Here is a 19,389-nt window from a genome sequence, read left to right as displayed (position 1 = left end):
CACACTCAGGTTGGGAACTCGCGCAGTCCAAAGGGGACTGGTGCATCGTCGCTCCCAGATTTGCGGTGACGGCCCACCAGTGGGCCGAGGGCGATCAAGCCCGCCAGCAAAAGTACAATCTCGATGCAGTAAACTGTGGTGTATCCGCTGGCTCTGGTGGCCAGACCTGGGGCCAGATCACCGGCCATGGCAACGCTCGATACGCCGTCACGAATGACGCCGCCCAGCGCAATGGCGAGGCCTGCACAGCTTGCCTGAACTGCGCCCCATACGCCGAGCGCCAGCCCAGCGGTTTCGCGCTTGGCGATGCTCATCGCCTCGATCAAAGTTCCGACCGAAAACAGGCCTAGACCAAGCCCGATTGCGGTCGCGCCGCCAAACAGCATGGCGACCGAATTGAACGGAGCCGCAAACAGGATCAGCAGGAATGCAGTGACCCCGGCGACCAAACCCATGCCAGCGATGCGCAAAGGATCGCCGCCTTTGGTAAGCGAGCGGCCAGAAAGCAGGAAACCGAGCAATGCGCCCGCTGCCCATGCTCCGGTAAGGCCCGTGGTCGCGCCAACAGAGAGTCCGAGAATTTCGCCGCCATAAGGCTCTAGCAGAGCGTCTTGCATCGCAAAGCCTGCTGCGCCGATGCCGATTGCGGTGAGGAGCCGGGCGTTGCGACCATCATTGATGAAGGCGCGCCACAAAGTTCCAAAGGCGGGCGTCTCGCGGCTCGGCGCAGTCAGCTCTTTGTTGCGCGCTTCCTGCTTCCACAAAGCGATGACATTGAGCACGAGGGTCAGGACCGCCGCGCCTTGGATGACCTGGACAAGCCGGGTCGCAGTAAAATCGATCAAGAAGCCGCCAATCGCAAAGGCGGAGAACATCATGCCGATCAGCAGCATGACATAAAGCAGAGCAACCGCGCGTGGGCGTTTGTCCTCCGGCGCAAGATCGGTCGCCAAGGCGAGGCCAGCAGTTTGCGTCGTATGAATGCCGCCGCCGGTCAGCAGGAATGCGGCCGCCGAGCTGATGATGCCAAGGGTAAAGGTGTCTTCCCGCCCGAGCAGCAGCAAAGCAAATGGCATGATCGCCAGACCGCCGAACTGCATCATAGTGCCAAACCAGATGTAGGGTACGCGCCGCCAGCCAAGGACCGAGCGGTGAGTGTCAGAACGGTGGCCGATGAGAGCGCGGAATGGCGCGATCAGCAATGGCACCGCGATCAGCACGGCGATTAGCCATGCCGGGGCATTCAGCTCCACGATCAGCACCCGGTTGAGCGTGCCGTTGAGTAAGACCATCGCCATGCCGACGCTCACCTGGAACAGAGCCAGGCGCAGCAGGCGAGGTAGAGGCAGGTCTGCGCTCGCCGCATCTGCGAACGGAAGCCATCCAGCGGCGGCTTGGATCCATTTGACAGAAGAGGCGGTGCCGGCCATTATGCCCTGACGAGCTCCATTGCTTGCGAGGTGTAGAAGCCGGAGGAAACCCTGTGTGTGCGCCCGACATGCCAACCATTCAGGCGGCTTAGGCTGGCGCGCAGTTCCTCTTCATTGATCGGGACAATCGCCGGTGAACGGTCGCTCTTCGGGAAGAACTTGCCCGCCTTGTGCATCGCGCCGAGCAGCGGCGTGTGCGGGGCAAAGGTAAAGAGCAGCGAAGTGCCGCATTGCTCGCCCAGCTGCTCCAGCGCCGAGACAAGATCGCTCAAGGGATAGTGGATCAGCGAGTCCATGGCGACGACATGGGAAAATTCGCCCAGCGCGGGGTCCAGCATATCACCAGAGCGCCAGCGGATGCGGCCGTGGCCGATAAAGGATGGCGTGCGCTCGCGCGCGACCTCAACCAGACCTGCGGCGACATCAATTCCGGTCACCTCAGCGCCGCGGCAGGCGGCATCAATGCTGAGCGCGCCCGTGCCGCAGCCTGCGTCCAAAACGGCGGTGCGACGCAGATCGGCTGGCAGCCAACTGAGCAGAGTGGCGCGCATTTCATCGCGTCCCGCTCGCACGGTCGCGCGAATGCCGCTGACCTTTGCGTCAGAGGTGAGGTCGATCCAAGCCTTACGCGCGGTGCTGTCGAAGTAAGTCGCCAGTTGGTCGCGGTGCGCATCGTAGGAAGAGGGTGAGCGTGTTGCCATCATTCAAACCCCAAGAAGTCAAAGATATCGCGGTCTTTCATCGGCTGAGCCGTTGATGGCTCAACCCCGGCCCACAGCATCGCGGCAAGGCGCATATATTCGTCTTGAGCCTGCTGAACTTCCGGGCTGTCCTCCATCTCAAACAGAGTGCATTTCTTGAGACGCGAGCGGCGGATCGCATCAACGTCGCGGAAGTGCGCTAGCCGTTCCATGCCGATTTGGTCACAGAACCTGTCAATCTCGTCCGTCTCGCGGCTGCGGTTGGCAATTACTCCAGCCAGCCGCACGTCGTAATTCTTCGATTTGGCGGCGATGGCGGCGACAATGCGGTTCATCGCAAAGATGCTGTCGAAATCATTTGCTGCGACCACCACAGCTCGCTCGGCATGTTGCAGCGGTGCGGCAAAGCCGCCGCATACAACATCGCCCAGCACATCAAAGATCACCACGTCAGTGTCTTCGAGCAGATGGTGCTGTTTGAGCAATTTGACGGTTTGTCCAACGACATATCCGCCGCAGCCCGTGCCCGCTGGCGGTCCGCCCGCTTCAACGCACATCACGCCATTGTAGCCTTCGAACATGTAATCTTCGGGCCGCAATTCTTCGGAATGAAATTCGACCGTCTCAAGCACGTCGATGACAGTCGGCATCAGCTTCTTGGTCAGCGTAAACGTACTGTCATGCTTGGGGTCACAGCCGATTTGCAGCACCCGGTGCCCGAGCTTTGAAAAGGCTGCCGACAGGTTGGAGGAGGTCGTCGATTTGCCGATTCCGCCCTTGCCATAGACCGCAAACACTTTCGCGCCCTTGATCTGATCTTGCGGGTCGAGCGCCACCTGCACAGAGCCTTCGCCATCGGGTGCGCTGAAACGGGTCTTTGGATCCATCAGGTTCATAGCGTTCTCTTCCTCATCATTCCGCCGCGAAAACGCCTTCGAGACGGTCTTCGAGTTCATCACTGGCCTCGCGCAGAGCGGCGAGGGTCGCATCATCGGGTGTCCAAAGCTCGCGGTCGCACGCTTCAAGCAAGCGGCCCGCAACGCGCGCGGAGCTTTTGGGGTTGAGCTCGGAAAGACGCCTGCGCATCTCTTCATCGAGCACGAATGTTTCGCTGATTTTCTGGTAGACCCACGGGGCAACCTGTCCGGTGGTCGCGGACCAGCCCATCGTGTTGGTCACATGGCCTTCGATGTGGCGCACGCCCTCATACCCATGGTCGAGCATGCCCTCATACCATTTGGGGTTGAGCGTCCGGCTGCGGGTCTCAAGGTCAATCTGTTCGGACAGAGTGCGGACCTTTGCATTGCCGCGCGTCGCATCGAGAATATAGACCGGAGCGTCCGCGCCCTTGGCTTTGGCAACCGAGCGGCTGACCCCGCCGAGCCCGTCGACATATTGGTCGAGGTCGGTCACGCCAACTTCGACGCTTTCGAGATTTTGATAGGTAAACTCGACCTTGGCGAGCGCGCTTTGCAGCAATTCGCGCTGTTGAACCGGCGCGCCATTGACGCCGTAGGCATAGCCCTTGTGCGTCTCAAACGCATTGGCGAGCTCATCCGGATCGGCCCAAACGCCGCCTTCGATCATCTGATTGACGTTGGCGCCATATGCGCCCTCGGCATTGGAGAAGACCCGCAGGGCAGCTGTTTCCAGATCGCATCCATGTGCCTCTTGATGGGCGAGGCTGTGTTTGCGCACGAAGTTCGCCTCAACCGGCTCGTCGGCCTGAGAGGCAAGCAGCGCAGCTTCGGCCAGCATCCGCGTTTGCAGCGGCAAGAGGTCGCGGAAAATGCCTGAAAGCGTGGCGACCACATCGATCCGCGGACGGCCCAATTCTTCCAGTGAAATGAGCTCCGCGCCGCACAGACGGCCATAGCCATCACGCCGAGGCTTGGCACCGATCAGCGTCATTGCCTGCGCAAGCTGGACGCCTTCGCTCTTCATATTGTCGGTGCCCCACAGCACCATGGCTAAGCTTTCTGGGAAAGGCTCGCCGCCGTTTACATGGCGCGCGATCAGTTCCTCTGCCTGCACCAGGCCTTGCTCACAGGCAAAGGCGCTGGGGATGCGGAATGGGTCAAAGCCGTGGATGTTGCGCCCAGTGGGCAGCACATCCGGGTTGGCGACCACATCACCGCCGGGGGCAGGCTTCACATAACCGCCATCGAGTGCATGGATGAGTGATGTCAGCTCGTCGCAGGCATCGAGTTTCTCGCCCAGTGCATCGCGATCCATTTCAGCATCGCTGCCTGCGCCGGCTTCTTCCATCGCATCGAGCATTTCCTCGCGGGCGCTGCCGACAGGCGGCTGGCCCAGCACGTGGAGACCGTGTGGGATCAGAGTGCGTTCCAGCTCATAAAGCTGGCTGGCGAGCTGGCTGATGTCGCTGCATTCGATATCCAGCGCATCGCATTGATCATGGATCAGCGTTTCTAGATCTGCGCGCTCATCACCATCGGCGCTGCTGCGCCAGCGCTCAACGCTCTGCTTCAGCTCAGCAAAGCCTTTATAGAGGCCAGCCTGCGCAAGCGGTGGGGTCAGATAGCTGATCAAGGTTGCGGCCGAGCGGCGCTTTGCAAGGATGCCTTCGGATGGATTGTTGGCGGCATAGAGATAGTAATTTGGCAGATCGCCAATCAGCCGTTCTGGCCAGCAATCGCCGGTCATGCCCGCTTGCTTGCCCGGCATGAATTCCAGCGCGCCATGGGTGCCGAAATGCAAGACGCTATGCGCGCCAAAATCTTCGCGGATCCAGCGGTAGAACGCACTGAAGGCATGGGTTGGCGCAAAATTGCCTTCAAACAGCAGGCGCATCGGATCGCCTTCATATCCAAAGGCTGGCTGAACCCCGACAAAGACATTGCCGAAATGCGCGCCGAGCACTTGAATGTTGGCGCCGTCGCTCTGCGCTTTGCCCGGGGCTGGGCCCCATTGCGCCTCAACCTCGGCAAGGTGAGGCTCGCGCCGTACATGCTCATCGGCGGGGATGCGCGCGGCGACATTGGCATCGCTGCCGAAACGCTCTGAATTGCCGTTGATGATTGCCTCGCGCAGGGCATCGACCGTCTCTGGAACCTCGACCTGATAGCCCTCATCGGACAGCCGCTGGAGTGTCGCGTGGAGCGAGGCGAACACAGAGAGGAATGCGGCGGTTCCGGTTGCGCCTGCGTTTGGCGGGAAGTTGAACAGCACGACTGCAAGTTTGCGCTCGGCGCGCTGTGCACGGCGCAATTCGATCAGTTTGACGGTCTTGTCTGCCAAGGCTTCGGCGCGCTCTGGGCAGCCCATCATCGCCCGCACATTCTCCGTCTTGGGCTGTTCGCACTTGCGCTCGCAGCCATTGCAGACCTCGCCCGGGCCAGACCGGCCGCCAAAAACGCTGGGGCAGATTGATCCATCGAGCTCTGGCAGGGCGACCATCATGGTCGTCTCGAGCGGCAGCAAACCTTGATCGCGCGCGCGCCATTCTTCCAGAGTTTGGAACTCAATTGCATGGGCTGCGAGATAGGGAACATCGAGATCGGCCAGCGTCTCCGCCGCAGCTTCCGCGTCGTTATAGGCAGGGCCGCCAACCAGCGAGAAGCCGGTCAGGTTGACGATGGCATCCACCGTGGGCTCGCCGCGCTCCATGAAGAATTTCTCAATCGCTGGACGCGCATCGAGCCCGCTGGCGAAAGCTGGGATAACCTTAAGGCCAGCGGCCTCAAATGCGGCGATCGCGGCATCGTAATGTCCTGTATCGCGCCCAAGCAAATAGGATCGGAGCAGCAGCAGGCCGACGGTTCCGTTTTTGCCAGCCTTTGCGGGCAGCAGACGGGCACCTTCTGAAATACGCTGCTTGGTGCGCGGGTGGTAAACCCCGACCTCTGGATATTCGAGCGGCGGCTCCGCTGCTGTCTCGCCGCGCAGGGCAATCCGCTCGCCATCAGCATAACGGTCAATCAGGCCGCGAACCATGGCGATGACGTTCTCTTCCGAACCCGCGAGCCAATATTGCAGCGTGAGGAAATAGGCCCGCACATCCTGCGCCGTGCCGGGAATGAAACGCAAAATCTTGGGCAGGCGGCGCAGCATCTTCATCTGGCCTGCGCCAGAGCTGGCGTTTTTCTTAGGCGATCCGCGCAGCTTCTTAAGCAGAGCCAGCGGGCCTTTAGCTGGCGCATCCATGCGGTATCCGCCAAGCCGGGTGAGCTTCACGATATCGCCAGCGGACATCAGGCCGAGCATTGCGTCACACTTTTCGCGCCGCGCCGCTAGGCTGGGCAGGATCGCGCGAACGTGATCATCAAGGAACAGCATCGTCGCAATGACGATATCGGCCTCTGCGATGGCGGCTTTGGTCTGCTCCAGCGCATCGCCACTGCGATCCCAGTCTGCGGCTGCGTGCAGGCTCAGCGAAATGTTCTCTTGGCGCAGTTCAGCATTGGCGCGCTCGGCTGCGCCTTTGAGGTGATTGTCGAGCGTGACAATCACGACCCGCACGTGCGGGCGCTCAGCGGCGGGAGAGGCGGGGGCGCTACCGTGCATAATGAGCCTTCGCATCATACAAAGTGTCGAGATCGATCTCTGAGCGGCCTTGGTCAGCGGCGAAATTCTCTGTGTTGCGGCGAGCCTTGCCGCGCACGAAGAACGGGATTTTCTTAAGCTCGCGCTCCGCCTCTGCGGTCCAGATTGTATCATTGGCCGCTTCGACCGGAGCTACAGTAGGAGTAGGCGCTTTTGGTTCTGCCGATTGGAGAGCTGCGCTTGCCTGCGGCATTTTGGGGGCATGGGCGGCATGATGCGATGGGCCAGCCTCGTCCGAAAATTCAAAGTCATCACGGAACATGGTGAGCAAATGCTCTTCCAATCCCATCACCAGCGGATGGACCCAGGTGTCGAAGATGACATTTGCGCCTTCAAAACCCATTTGTGGGGAATGGCGCGCCGGGAAATCCTGAACGTGAACCGGTGAGGAAATCACTGCGCAGGGCATGCCGAGCCGCTTGGCAATGTGCCGCTCCATCTGCGTGCCGAGCACCAGCTCTGGCTGAGCCGCCATGATCGCGTCTTCGACCGCCATGTGATCGTCGGTGATCAGCGGCTCAACATCGTAGAGCTTGGCCGCGGCGCGAATGTCGCGGGCAAATTCGCGGTTGTAACAGCCGAGGCCGCAGACCTTAAATCCGAGCTCTTCATGAGCGATTTTCGCGGCGGCAACCGCATGGGTCGCATCGCCGAAAATAAACACGCGCTTGCCGGTGAGATAATTGGAATCGACCGAGCGGCTCCACCACGGCATACGGGCGGAATCGTCGCCGAGCGCAGAAGTGGGATCAACCTCTGCTAACTCGGCGACTTCCGCGATAAACGCGCGCGTTGCGCTGACGCCTATCGGGACCGTGCGAACGGCTGGCTGGCGAAACTCTCGTTCAAGCCAACGCGCCGCTTCATCTCCAATTTCGGGGTAAAGAACGATGTTGAAATCGGCCGCGCCGATCTGTGTGATGTCCTGAGGGCTGGCGCCCAATGGCGCTTCCAGGTGAATGTCTACGCCCAGCGCATCGAGGATCTTGCGGATCTCGACCAGATCATCGCGGTGGCGAAAACCGAGCGCGGTTGGGCCCAGAAGATTGACCAGCGGACGGCGGCCTTCACGCGGTGCGCGCTCCACCTTCCGGTCGGCCAAAGTGCGGACGATTTGGTAGAAGCTTTCTGCAGCGCCCCAGTTTTCCTTGCGCTGATAGCTTGGCAGCTCCAGCGGAATGACGGGGCAGGGCAGGTCCATCGCCTCTGACAGACCGGCGGGATCATCCTGGATCAGTTCCGCGGTGCAAGAGGCACCGACCATCATCGCCTGCGGCTGGAACCTAGCCGCAGCATCGCGCGCGGCGTCTTGAAACAGCTGCGCTGTGTCTTTGCCCAGATCGCGCGCTTCAAATGTGGTGTAGGTGACCGGCGGACGCTTTCCGCGCCGCTCGATCATCGTAAACAGCAGGTCGGCATAGGTGTCGCCTTGCGGGGCGTGTAGCAGATAATGCATGCCCTCCATCGCGGTGGCGACCCGCATGGCCCCAACATGAGGCGGTCCTTCATATGTCCAGACGGATAGCTGCATCGCCTAAACCCTCAACACATCGCGGCGCCGAAGCGGCCGGGCAAAGAGTTCAGCAAGATCGCCAGCTTGCTCAAACCCGTGAATGGGTGAGAAGACGAGTTCAATCGCCCATTTGGTCGCAAAGCCTTCCGCTTCCAGAGGATTGGCGAGGCCGAGGCCGCACACGGTCAGATCAGGCTTATCTTCGCGTACTCGATCGAGCTGGCGATCAACGTGCTGCCCTTCGCTAAGACGAACGGATTGCGGCAACAATTCCAGCTCCTGCGCGAGATGCGTGCGGTGCAGATAGGGTGTGCCAATCTCAACTGGCTCCATCCCAAGTTCTTGGTTGAGAAAGCGCGCCAGCGGCACTTCCAGCTGCGAGTCGGGCAGGAAGCTGATGCGTTTGCCGCTCAATTGCGCTGCGCTGTGCTCAATCGCTCGTTTGGCGCGCTCACGCGGGCCAGCGATCACGCTGTTGAAGTGCATTTCATCAATGCCAAACTCGCGCGCAGCGGCTTGCAACCAAGCGGTCGTGCCTTCCGCGCCAAATGGGAACAGAGCATCGAGACGCTGCGCCCCGCGGCCTTCCAAAGCCATGGCGGTTTCAGCCAGGAATGGTTGAGCCAAAAGATAGCGTGTTTGCGGGCCAAGGTTAGGCAGATCGCTGGCCTGGCGGGCAGGCAAAGCGCCAACGCGCTTGATCCCGATCTGGTCAAACAAACGCATGAATTGGTCTTCGACAATATCGGGCAGCGAGCCGACGATCAGCAGCTCTTTCTCGCCGTTTGGATCGCCCGCTGGCATCTCTGGTACAAGTGAGGCGAGGCAGGCGTCTTCGCCCTGAGTGAAGGTCGTTTCGATCCCGCTGCCGGAATAGTTCAGAATGCGCACGCTGGGGTTGTATTTTGTGCCCAGACGCTCGGCCGCTTTGGCTAGGTCGAGCTTGATTACTTCTGATGGGCAAGAGCCGACCAGAAACAGAGTTTTGATATCGGGGCGGCGCGCCAGCAGCTTGGTGACGACGCGGTCGAGCTCGTCCTGCGCATCGACCATGCCGGCCAGATCGCGCTCTTCCATAATTGCGGTGGCAAAGCGTGGCTCCGCAAAGATCATCACGCCAGCGGCAGATTGAAGCAGATGGGCGCAGGTGCGCGAGCCGACCACCAGGAAGAACGCATCCTGCATCTTGCGGTGCAGCCAGATGATGCCGGTCAGCCCGCAGAACACCTCGCGTTGGCCGCGCTCACGCAGGATCGGCGCGCGTTCCAGCGTCGCAAGCTCCGGCGCGCAGCCTGATGCTGGTGGCAGTGCGTTCATGCCGCCACCGTATTGTTACGCGACGCCTGGAGCCGCGCAGCGCGCAGCTTTAAGAGGAATTGCCCGGCGTTGATGACATAGGCCGCATAGGCCGCCAGCGCGACCATCATGCGCGCCTCAACCGAGCCAAAACCGCCGAACAGCATTATGAGATAAAGCGTATGCAATGCCAGAACGAGCATTGAGAACACGTCTTCCCAGAAGAACGCCGGCGCAAACAGCCAGCGATCAAACACAACCTTCTCCCAAACGGAGCCGGTGATCATGATCGTATAGAGAGTGAGCGTTTTGATAACGACGGAGATATCCGCCGCGCCTGCGCCGTCGCCGCTCATTAAGAAACGAATCACCAAAATCAGGCTGATGAGGAAGACGAGAAACTGAAGCGGGGCAAGCACGCCTTGGATGGTGGTCCATACCGACTCGTCGCGTCTGCGGCGCTCTTCTGCGGTGTAGAGCGCCCCCGTGCTTGACCCTCTTGCGCCGCCTTCGCGGGCCAGTGGGGCCGTGCCATCGAGTCTTGGGTTATCCCATCCCATGTATGCGAAATACCTCCGCTTTCAATCCATGGCTTACGCCCTCTTTTACACGTGTGTCAATCTAGCTTGACGACAAATTAGATGGACAGTGTCTCGCGGGGCTGATTTGCCAGCCTGTCAAAAAAGGCGTACAGTCCAACGTGTTGGTGGGATTGGATTCGTTTTGTCCGCTCGCCCCATTGGCATTGACGCGATCCGCGCCGCATCCAGACCTTGGCTGGTTTGGCAGACTGGGAGAGTCTGTAATGGCATCAGTGATTGGGGCTGGCTCAGCCGCCTTACGCAAAGTGATCAGCGAACCCTTGGCAAGACGGAAGCGCAAAGCGCACGTTTTGAGCGATGGTGAGCAAGCCTCGCTCGCAAGCGACTCGATCGACGCGATTATAGAAAGTGAAATATTGCCGCGCCTGCTGATGGCGCATTCATCAGCCGGCGCAGCGCCTGGGCGCGGAAGCGCTCACGAGATTGATGCATTGGATGCAAGCCGATTTGCCTCGATGCCGCTCCACTCCGAAGCCGCCGAATTGCTGGAAGAGGTCGATGCCTATCTTGCAGAAGGCGTTAGCGTTGAGGCGATCTATATTGATCTGCTCGCGCCGGCTGCGCGCAAACTCGGCAGTCTTTGGGAAGCCGACGAGTGCGACTTTGTTGACGTGACAATGGGGCTATGGCGCTTGCAAGAAGTCATGCGCGAGATTGCCGTGCGCTCGCCGCCGGTTGCGAAAGCGCTTTCTGCGCCGCGCTCAATACTGCTTGCTCCACTTCCCGGTGATCAGCACAGTTTTGGGGCAATTATGCTTGATGATGTGTTTGTTCGGGCCGGCTGGAAAAGCGAAGTTTTGGTCGAACCGGGGCGCCGCGAATTACTCAGCCGCGCCGGGCAAAAGCCGTTCGATGTGGTGGGATTGACCATATCTCGTGATTGCCCTAGCGCCGCGATCACCCACATGATCAACGCCCTGCGAAGCGTTGCCGCGAACCCTCAAATGCGAGTGCTTATTGGGGGACGTGTGGTCAATGAAAACCCTGATCTGGTCGCAGAGGTCGGAGCCGATGGCACAGCGCTTGATGCCCGAGCAGCTGTTGAAATAGCTGAACAAATGGTTCGGGAAGCGATTACGAGTGTGCATCAAACGCAATAGACTAGATTGCGCATGTTAACCCGCAAACATAGCATCGAGGGCAAGAGCCCTTTCGGTGATGCAGCAGAGCTGTTTGATTCGCTGGATGCCGACGCCGCCATGAAATTGGCGATGGTTGCGGGGGATATCACGCTCGTTCTTGATGATACTGGCACAATTTTGGATGCCGCGTACGATCCGGAACATTATCCAGGGCTGGAAAACCTCACCGGGAGCAATTGGATTGATACGGTGACGGTTGAGAGCCGTCCGAAGATCATGGAAATGCTGGCGGCCGCGCGCCGCGGCGAGGTTCAGCACTGGCGCCAGGTCAACCATACGGTTCGTGATGGCGACGTCCCGATCCGCTATGTTGTGGTCAGCGTAAACGGCGGCGAGCACCGCATCGCCTTTGGCCGCGACCTGCGCGAGGCAGCAAAACTTCAGCAGCGCCTCCTACAAGTTCAACAATCGCTAGAGCGTGATTACCTGCGGATGCGCCAGGTTGAGACGCGTTACCGCATGCTGTTCGATATATCTGGCGAGCCGGTTGTTATCGTCGATGTCTCATCGCAGCGTGTGCGAGAGGCCAATCCGGCCGCGCATGATCTGCTTGGCGCGCGCGCAGGCACTTTGGTTGGTAAGAAACTGCTTTCCCTATTTGATCGCAATTCGCGAGATGATGTTTTGGCACTCACCGGCTCTGCGCTGGTCTCGGATAGTGTTTCCCCGGTGGAGGTTGCCCTGTCAAAAGGCAGCACGTCGACGATTTTAGCGGCCTCGGGCTTCACTCAGGACCGTGTCCAATATCTGCTACTGCGCCTAAATCCAGTCGCGCAGGATGAGGTTGCTGCTGAGGCCTCACCAGTGCAGAATATTGTCGATCAAATGCCCGATGCTTTCGTGGTGGCTGACCGCGATATGCAACTTGTCAGCGCCAATCTTGCATTTGTTGAACTGGTGCAGGCGGCGAGCGTTGATCAGCTGCGCGGTCGGCATCTGTCCGAATGGATTGGCCGACCGGGCATCGATTTGGAGTTGATCACGGGACAGATCGACCAGCACGGATCGGCCCGCAATGTCAGCACCGTTCTGCGCGCGAGCAGCGAAGATGCTGGCGAGCCCGTAGAGCTGTCAGCCGTCGTCAGCGGCGATGATGAAGCGCATTTTGGTTTTGTAATCCGCCCAATTGGTCGCCGACTGCGCGATCTACCTCCGGGCTCTGAAGATTTGCCGCGTTCGGTTGACCAACTCACCGATCTGGTTGGCCGCATGCCGCTCAAAGATATTGTGCGTGAAAGCACCGATCTGATCGAGCGATTGTGCATCGAGGCAGCGCTGTCTTACACCTCGGACAATCGCGCATCCGCCGCGGAGATCCTCGGTCTTTCGCGCCAGAGCCTCTATTCCAAGCTGCACCGGCATGGATTGGGCAATTTGGCGGCTGAAAACGACTAGTTCTTTGCAAAGTTTGCAAGCGACTGGCAAAAGTGTCAAAATAATTTGACGCATTGAAGTGTCAGGCATAGCCTGCACATATGCAGCGATCTGCGGCCTCGACTCACCATGCACCGATTCCGGCGCTTCGTGATGTTGTTCAGCTTCTAAAGCCGATTACCTGGTTCCCGCCGATGTGGGCTTTCATGTGCGGTGCGGTTTCTTCTGGCGCGAGCATGGATGGCCGCTGGCTGTTTGTGGCCGCCGGTATCATTCTCGCAGGGCCTTTGGTGTGCGGGACTAGCCAGGCGGTGAACGATTGGTTTGATCGCCATGTTGATGCCATCAACGAACCAGACCGGCCCATTCCGTCGGGGCGCATTGCGGGCCGCTGGGGTCTGTATGTAGCAATAGCCGGCACCGTTTTATCGGCGATAGTTGCGGGACTGCTCGGCCCTTGGGTCTTGGTCGCCGGACTTGTTGGGCTCGGCCTCGCTTGGGCATACAGCGCGCCGCCATTCCGTCTCAAATCAAGCGGCTGGGCTGGGCCTGCCGTGGTTGGCCTGACCTATGAAGGTCTCAGTTGGTTCACCGGGGCGAGCGTGATGACCGGGGCTTTGCCATCCGCGCAGGTGCTCATCGTGCTGGCGCTCTACAGCGTCGGCGCACACGGCATTATGACGCTCAACGACTTTAAGGCGGTGGAGGGTGATCGCCAGACGGGACTTAAGTCTCTGCCGGTCACTCTGGGGGTCAATAACGCCGCGCGATTGGCCTGCGCCGTAATGGCGGCGGCGCAAGCGATTGTGATCGCGCTGCTCGCATATTGGGGGCTGATGGTCTCGGCCATTGCTGTTTCTATCCTGCTGCTCGCGCAATTGGCCGCTATGCCGCGCCTGCTCAGCAACCCTGCGAAATACGCGCCTTGGTACAACGCCGTCGGGGTGCTGCTCTATGTGCTCGGCATGTTGGCCGCCGCGCTGGGGCTGGGGGGATATATCCGATGGTGAGCAGCGCATCATCCGAACGCGGCCTCAGCTGGTTTGCGATTGCCCGGATTGGCGTCGTTCAAGCTAGCATTGGCGCGATTGTGATGCTGGCGACCTCGCTTCTCAACCGCGTGTTGGTGGTCGAGTATTCGCTCGCGGCGGCGATCCCCGCTGGACTCGTCGCTTGGCACTACGCTGTGCAATTGGGACGCCCATTGTTTGGCCATGGATCGGACAAAGGGCGCAAGCGCACGCCTTGGATCCTGGGCGGCATCATGGTGCTCGCTGCCGGGGCTATGTTGGCGATCAATGCAACGGTGATGATGGACAGCAACCGCAGCTTCGCGATTGGACTCGCGATTCTGGGCTTTACTCTGATTGGAGCAGGCGTTGGCGCGAGCGGAACCTCGGCACTGGCGCTTCTGGCCTCTGGTGTAGCGCCGGGACGGCGAGCGGCTGCGGCGGCGACCACATGGATCATGATGGTGGCCGGGATTGTCATTTCCGCCGCCACCGCTGGCGCATTGCTCAAGCCCGCTTTTCCTGATGAGCCGTTTTCGCCTGATCGCTTGGTCAGTGTCGCGAGCGGTGTCGCGATCGCAGCGGTGATCGCCACTGCGCTGGCGGTTATCCGGCTGGAGCCCGCGCGGCAGGTCTTCGCTGAGACAGCCAAGGACGAACCGACCCCGGATTTCCGCGCCGCACTGGCAGAGATCTATGCCGAACCCGCTGCGCGCCGTTTCACTGTTTTCATCTTCGTCTCAATGCTGGCCTATAGCATGCAGGATCTGATCTTGGAGCCGTTTGCTGGGCTCGTGTTTGATATGTCACCCGGCGCTTCGACCCAGCTTTCCAGCATGCAGCATGGCGGTGTTCTGCTCGGCATGATCCTCGCTGGAATTGGCGGCAGCGCCTTTGCTGGGCGCATGCCAGTCGACCTCAAAATCTGGATCGTCACCGGCTGCGTAGGATCGGCGATTGCTCTTTCAGGCCTCGCCATGGCCGCTGTTTACGGGCCGGGATGGCCGCTGGCCGCCAATGTCTTTGCGCTCGGGTTTTGCAACGGCGTGTTTGCGGTTGCTGCTATCGGCGCGATGATGGGCCTCGCGGGATCGGGCGAGAAAACCCGCGAAGGCGTACGCATGGGCGTGTGGGGTGCAAGCCAAGCCATCGCCTTTGGTCTCGGCGGCCTCCTCGGTGCGCTTGGTGTCGATTTCGCTCGCCGCGCCAATCAGGGTGACGGCGATGCCTTCCAATTGATTTTCGCGCTCGAAGCCGGGCTCTTCATCATCGCTGCTGGGCTGGCGCTGCGCGCCACTCGCCGTGTTCATTCCTCGCAAAAACAGGTGTTCGCATGACTGAGATGATCTATGATGTTGTCATTGTTGGTGGCGGCCCATCTGGGGCGACGGCGGCCGATGATCTGGCCCGGGCCGGTCATTCGGTTTTGCTGATGGAGCGAGGCGGGCGGATCAAGCCATGCGGCGGTGCCGTGCCGCCACGCTTAATGGAAGATTTCGAAATTCCGCAAAGTCTGCTGGTTGCGCGCGCACGCTCAGCGCGCATGATCGCGCCTTCGAACCGCGCCGTAGATATGCCAGTTGGCGAGATTGGCTATGTCGGCATGGTCGACCGCGAGGAGTTTGACGAATGGCTGCGCGAGCGCGCGGTTAAAAGCGGCGCAGAGCGGCTGCAAGCCACCTTCGAGCGGATTGAGCGCGATGAGGAGGAAGGCACAATCGTGCGCTTTCGCAGGGAACGCGGCGGAGAGATTGAGCAAGTGCGTGCGCGGCTCGTGATCGGCGCCGATGGTGCCCGTTCTGCGGTTGCTAAGCAGAGCATTCCGGGCGCTGAAAAGATTCCCTGCGTGTTCGCCTATCACGAGATCATTCAATCCCCGGAGCATGCGAATGACGCCTATGATCCGGCACGCTGCGACGTTTTCTATCAAGGCAAACTCTCGCCCGATTTCTACGCCTGGGTGTTCCCGCATGGTAAAACTGCCAGCATTGGCGTAGGCAGCGCAAACAAGGGCTTTTCCCTGCGCGGCGCGGTGACAACCATGCGCGACGAGCTCGATCTGGCCAAATGCGAGACCGTTCGCAGGGAGGGCGCACCGATCCCACTCAAACCCCTCAAACGCTGGGACAATGGCCGCGATGTGATCGTCGCGGGCGATGCGGCGGGCATTGTTGCCCCGGCATCGGGCGAGGGCATTTATTACGCCATGATCGGCGGACGCTATGTGGCGGAGGCCGCGCATGCGTTTCTGGCGACCGGCGAGGTCAAGGCCCTGCGCCAGGCGCGCAAACACTTTATGAAAGAACACGGCAAAGTGTTCTGGGTCCTCGGGATTATGCAATATTTCTGGTATTCCAGCGATAAGCGGCGTGAGCGGTTTGTGACCATGTGTGCTGACAAAGACGTGCAGCAGCTGACTTGGCAGGCCTATATGAACAAGCGGCTGGTGCGCTCCAAACCGATGGCGCATGTCCGAATATTCTTGAAGGATTGCGCGCATCTGCTGGGGCTGAAGGCGGCTGCTTAATGGGTAAAGTCTGGGTTCTACCGGTCGTCATCGCCAGCATCGCTGCGATTGCGGTGGCGATGCTGGGCGCGACGATCACCGATCTTGGCCCTTGGTATCAGTCGCTTGAAAAGCCGAGCTGGAACCCGCCCGATCAGCTGTTCCCAATCGCGTGGACGATCATCTTCGCGTTTGTGACCGCATCGGCTGTTTCCGCTTGGCTGGCCGCACCCACCCGCCGAGTATCGGACGTGCTGATTTGTTTGTTCTCGCTCAATGCGTTCCTCAACATCACTTGGAGCCTGATCTTCTTCAGGATCCAGCGACCAGACTTGGCGTTTATCGAACTGTTGCTGCTGTGGTTGTCGATCCTCGCGCTCATCATCTATTCGTACCGATATTCGAAGGCAGCGAGCCTGCTGTTGGTGCCCTATCTGATCTGGGTGACAATTGCCGGGGCGCTCAATTGGCAAGTGATTGAGCTCAACGGGCCATTTGGCTGACCTTCCATCTATGATGAGCGGCTTTTTCCAGTCTGGGCACGCTGCCGATCTGGTACTGGCGGTGCTTGCATGTGAGGCGCTGTGGCTAAAGTCACGCGGCTGGACATGGGGCGAGATCCTCGCCCTGCTGGGACCGGCGGTGTTTTTGGTGCTTGGGATGAGAGCCGCTCTGGTGGGAGCCGCGTGGTATTGGGTGGCATTGCCGCTGGCGCTTTCGCTGCCGCTGCATCTCATTGATTTGCGGGCGAGGTTCGCCGCGCGCTCTGGCCGAGACTAGCGCCTCCCCCAAACGCGCGAATGCGCCGCAATTCACATTCTTTACAGGCAAAGAAAAACCCGGCCCCTGATCAGGAACAGGAGCCGGGTTCCCTTTTTAGCGAGCTCTACCCGTCGGGAGAGGAGGCGGGGCCCGCTCGGGCCGCGCTAGGCCTGACTACTCGTTATTCTGGTGCGTAATGATGTTCCTGTGCCCACAGGTACCAATTGTCGACCACCGTGCCGGTCAGCAGGATGCCGATCCCCCCGGTGAAGGTCGTCAGCACTGCGAACCACCAAGCCCAGCGGTGGATTGATTCCATCGTGGCGTTAAAGCCCATCGTCCAGCGCCAGAACAAGCCGGCGCGCTCCGATGCCGTTCCGCGATCCGTGATCTGTTCGATCTCGCGCTCACCGCCATAGCGGCCAACCGCCAGGATCGTCGCGCCGTGCATGGCAAACAACAGGGCCGAGCCATAGAGGAATGCGATCGATAAAGCGTGGAACGGATTGTAGAACAGGTTCCCGTAAATCAGCGAGAAATTGTTGGTCCAATCAAGGTGCGAGAAAATGCCATATGGTACCGCCTCGGCCCAGCTGCCCATTAGCAGTGGACGGATAAAACCGAGTACCAGGAACAACCAGATCGCGCTCGCAAAGGCCCATGGAATGTGCATGCCCATGCCCAGCGCTTTCGCTCTGGTGTAAGTACGCGCCCACCAGCACAACACGGAGATGGTGAGGAACGCGCCGGTCAAGATGAACCAGCCGCCTTCATTCAGCGGGACAATTGGGCTGAAGCCATATTCTGGGCCAGGAGGGTCTAGCGAGAGCCAAAAGAACTCGCGCATGAAACCCTGCGGGCTCCAATTGACCTGAGCCCAGAAATTCAGGCCGATGATCATGATCGCCGCACCGCCAAAAGCGAGCGCGATCATGCCCAGCCAGCCGAGATAAAACGGCCCGATTTGAGCCTGCCCGATCTTGCCCGCCCAATAGCTGTAGAAGGTTTCGTTGATACGATCTTCGTTACCAGCCGGCAGTGCAACGCCCATTTCTGGGGCCGCTTTGACCTGGATTTGAGTGAAGATATTTTGATAGCGTAGCATTATCAGGTTCTCCTCAAGACCAGATCGGGATGGCTTTCCAGAAATCCCAGAATTCGACCCAGCTGCCGACGTACAATGGACCAGCGATCACGATGCAGGCCGCGCTCCAGAACCCAGCGTTTAACGCCAAGATCAGACCGACCCGGTGAATGCCCAAAGTGCCGACCGAATAGCCGATGAAATCGCGGAAATAGGTGTCTTCATATTCTGGTGATTTCACCTCAGTGCCCTTTTCAGGGTTCACCGCAGAGAGCACCAGCGAGCCGTGCAAAGCCAGCGCAAGACACGTCGTAAAGAAGAACGTGATCGCGATCATATGCAACGGATTGTAGTGGAAGTTCACATATTGATAGCCGACGTTAGAGACCCAATCCAAGTGGGTCCAAATCCCGTATGGGAAACCGTGGCCCCATGCGCCCATCAAGACAGGGCGGATGACAACCAAGGTTACGTAAGCGAGCACGGCAAAGCTGAATGCGAACGGGACGTGCAGCCCCATGCCCAGCTTGCGCGATATCTCAACTTGCCTCAGCGCCCACGACCCAAAGGCCACGATCGCGCAGGCTGTAATGACTTGCCAATAGCCGCCCTCGTTGAGCGGCATCAGCTTAAGGCCGGCCTCGATGGCTGGAGGATCGATTGAGATCAGCCACGGGTTCAGGGTTGGCCCCTGAGCCGCAGAGGCAAAGATCAACATGGTCCCCAGCAGCGCACTGATCGCCGCTGTCACCCCGAAAAATCCGACGTAAAATGGCCCTACCCAGAAATCGAAGAGATCCCCTCCGATCAAGGTACCACCACGCACACGGTATTTGCGCTCGAAACTAAGGAGCATAAATCCATCCTCCCCGCCAAGACGGCAGGTTCTTCTCGTGTTCGTTAAGTTGTTGGAGGCAGGCGAACCTGCCTCCACACTTGTGAAAGCTCGACTAGCCGGAGGCTTCCGAGCTTTCGATCACTGCAGCTGCTTGTGACGCCCCCGAACTAGGCCCATCGAGCCAGTTGTAGCGGTCCGTGCTAAGCAGAATGAAGTGGATGCTAAAGGCCAGCACAGCCAAGCCCACATGCAGGGCAACAAGCACCCGGCGAACATCAAATTGATGCCAAATTCTCCACATAGGTAATTCCTATCTTTTGATTATTAGGGGATCGGAAGCCAAGGCTTGTTAATCCAAAGCAAAAGGTGAGCGACGACAGCAATGCCGACGTAAAGAGCGAAGGTGCCCATAAATGCTTTATGGATCTCCTTGGCTTCTTCGTCGGTCAGATACGTGCCAACGCTCGGGCGATCAGCCGGATCGTTCATCGGTATTCTCCGTATTCAGTTGTTGGAGTGAGGGCATAAATGCCCCCGACGATATCCCCGCGTGATCCCCCACGTG

18 protein-coding genes are annotated in these 19,389 nt (G+C 59.6%); 7 read left to right on the top strand and 11 right to left on the bottom strand.

Features of this window, described 5'->3' with window-relative positions; genetic code table 11:
- Positions 1-5 precede the first annotated feature (5 nt).
- From AC0V6V_RS05015 to bchF, 7 genes are read right to left on the bottom strand one after another with little or no spacing between them, the layout of a single operon-like run.
- Positions 6-1,430: a BCD family MFS transporter gene (locus AC0V6V_RS05015; protein WP_486164336.1), complete on the bottom strand. Its 1,425-nt coding sequence runs from the start codon at positions 1,428-1,430 to the stop codon at positions 6-8.
- Positions 1,430-2,131 (bottom strand): magnesium protoporphyrin IX methyltransferase, encoded by a 702-nt coding sequence (gene bchM / locus AC0V6V_RS05010; RefSeq protein ID WP_486166046.1) that lies wholly within the window; start codon positions 2,129-2,131, stop codon positions 1,430-1,432. Before bchM ends, AC0V6V_RS05015 begins: the two co-directional genes overlap by 1 nt.
- Positions 2,131-3,027, bottom strand: coding sequence for a ferredoxin:protochlorophyllide reductase (ATP-dependent) iron-sulfur ATP-binding protein (gene bchL, locus AC0V6V_RS05005; protein ID WP_486139600.1), 897 nt, complete (start codon positions 3,025-3,027; stop codon positions 2,131-2,133). The genes bchM and bchL overlap by 1 nt, the downstream gene beginning before the upstream one ends.
- Before the next feature lie 16 nt (positions 3,028-3,043).
- Positions 3,044-6,658: a magnesium chelatase subunit H gene (locus tag AC0V6V_RS05000; protein WP_486164335.1), complete on the bottom strand. Its 3,615-nt coding sequence runs from the start codon at positions 6,656-6,658 to the stop codon at positions 3,044-3,046.
- Complete coding sequence (bchB, locus tag AC0V6V_RS04995) at positions 6,648-8,228, bottom strand: ferredoxin:protochlorophyllide reductase (ATP-dependent) subunit B (RefSeq protein WP_486164334.1); 1,581 nt, start codon at positions 8,226-8,228, stop codon at positions 6,648-6,650. The genes AC0V6V_RS05000 and bchB overlap by 11 nt, the downstream gene beginning before the upstream one ends.
- 3 nt (positions 8,229-8,231) lie before the next feature.
- Complete coding sequence (locus tag AC0V6V_RS04990; RefSeq protein WP_486164333.1) at positions 8,232-9,527, bottom strand: ferredoxin:protochlorophyllide reductase (ATP-dependent) subunit N; 1,296 nt, start codon at positions 9,525-9,527, stop codon at positions 8,232-8,234.
- Positions 9,524-10,066: a 2-vinyl bacteriochlorophyllide hydratase gene (bchF, locus tag AC0V6V_RS04985; protein WP_486164332.1), complete on the bottom strand. Its 543-nt coding sequence runs from the start codon at positions 10,064-10,066 to the stop codon at positions 9,524-9,526. Before bchF ends, AC0V6V_RS04990 begins: the two co-directional genes overlap by 4 nt.
- A 245-nt stretch (positions 10,067-10,311) precedes the next feature.
- On the opposite strand from bchF, the gene AC0V6V_RS04980 reads away from it, so the two are divergent.
- The 7 genes from AC0V6V_RS04980 to AC0V6V_RS04950 all read left to right on the top strand — a co-directional run bounded on the left by AC0V6V_RS04980 (position 10,312) and on the right by AC0V6V_RS04950 (position 16,920).
- Positions 10,312-11,208, top strand: a complete 897-nt coding sequence (locus AC0V6V_RS04980; protein WP_486164331.1) for a cobalamin B12-binding domain-containing protein — start codon at positions 10,312-10,314, stop codon at positions 11,206-11,208.
- A 12-nt stretch (positions 11,209-11,220) separates the two neighbouring features.
- A complete protein-coding gene (ppsR, locus tag AC0V6V_RS04975) occupies positions 11,221-12,645 on the top strand; it encodes a transcriptional regulator PpsR (RefSeq protein WP_486166232.1) in 1,425 nt (474 codons plus the stop codon).
- 80 nt (positions 12,646-12,725) lie between these two features.
- The gene (chlG, locus tag AC0V6V_RS04970; RefSeq protein ID WP_486164329.1) at positions 12,726-13,634 is read left to right on the top strand and encodes a chlorophyll synthase ChlG; all 909 of its coding nucleotides are present in this window, start codon (positions 12,726-12,728) and stop codon (positions 13,632-13,634) included.
- Positions 13,628-14,971, top strand: a complete 1,344-nt coding sequence (locus tag AC0V6V_RS04965; RefSeq protein WP_486164328.1) for a BCD family MFS transporter — start codon at positions 13,628-13,630, stop codon at positions 14,969-14,971. Before chlG ends, AC0V6V_RS04965 begins: the two co-directional genes overlap by 7 nt.
- On the top strand, positions 14,968-16,161 hold the full coding sequence (locus AC0V6V_RS04960; protein WP_486164327.1) for a geranylgeranyl diphosphate reductase: 1,194 nt from the start codon (positions 14,968-14,970) through the stop codon (positions 16,159-16,161). Before AC0V6V_RS04965 ends, AC0V6V_RS04960 begins: the two co-directional genes overlap by 4 nt.
- Entirely contained in the window at positions 16,161-16,643 is a 483-nt protein-coding gene (locus AC0V6V_RS04955; RefSeq protein WP_486164326.1) for a TspO/MBR family protein, read from the top strand. The genes AC0V6V_RS04960 and AC0V6V_RS04955 overlap by 1 nt, the downstream gene beginning before the upstream one ends.
- Positions 16,636-16,920 (top strand): hypothetical protein, encoded by a 285-nt coding sequence (locus tag AC0V6V_RS04950; protein ID WP_486166231.1) that lies wholly within the window; start codon positions 16,636-16,638, stop codon positions 16,918-16,920. Before AC0V6V_RS04955 ends, AC0V6V_RS04950 begins: the two co-directional genes overlap by 8 nt.
- Positions 16,921-17,083: 163 nt before the next feature.
- On the opposite strand, the gene pufM is transcribed toward AC0V6V_RS04950, so the two are convergent.
- From pufM to pufB, 4 genes are all read right to left on the bottom strand, one after another.
- A complete protein-coding gene (pufM, locus tag AC0V6V_RS04945) occupies positions 17,084-18,007 on the bottom strand; it encodes a photosynthetic reaction center subunit M (protein WP_486164324.1) in 924 nt (307 codons plus the stop codon).
- A gap of 13 nt (positions 18,008-18,020) precedes the next feature.
- Positions 18,021-18,842 (bottom strand): photosynthetic reaction center subunit L, encoded by an 822-nt coding sequence (gene pufL, locus AC0V6V_RS04940; protein ID WP_472642895.1) that lies wholly within the window; start codon positions 18,840-18,842, stop codon positions 18,021-18,023.
- A gap of 94 nt (positions 18,843-18,936) precedes the next feature.
- On the bottom strand, positions 18,937-19,125 hold the full coding sequence (gene pufA, locus AC0V6V_RS04935; protein WP_472642894.1) for a light-harvesting antenna LH1, alpha subunit: 189 nt from the start codon (positions 19,123-19,125) through the stop codon (positions 18,937-18,939).
- Between the two features lie 23 nt (positions 19,126-19,148).
- Entirely contained in the window at positions 19,149-19,313 is a 165-nt protein-coding gene (gene pufB, locus AC0V6V_RS04930) for a light-harvesting antenna LH1, beta subunit (RefSeq protein WP_472642893.1), read from the bottom strand.
- Positions 19,314-19,389 lie beyond the last annotated feature (76 nt).

The sequence above is a fragment of the Erythrobacter sp. S249 genome (assembly GCF_057364975.1).
Note: the sequence above shows the minus strand (reverse complement) of the source record. Positions and strands in the feature narration are given on the sequence as shown.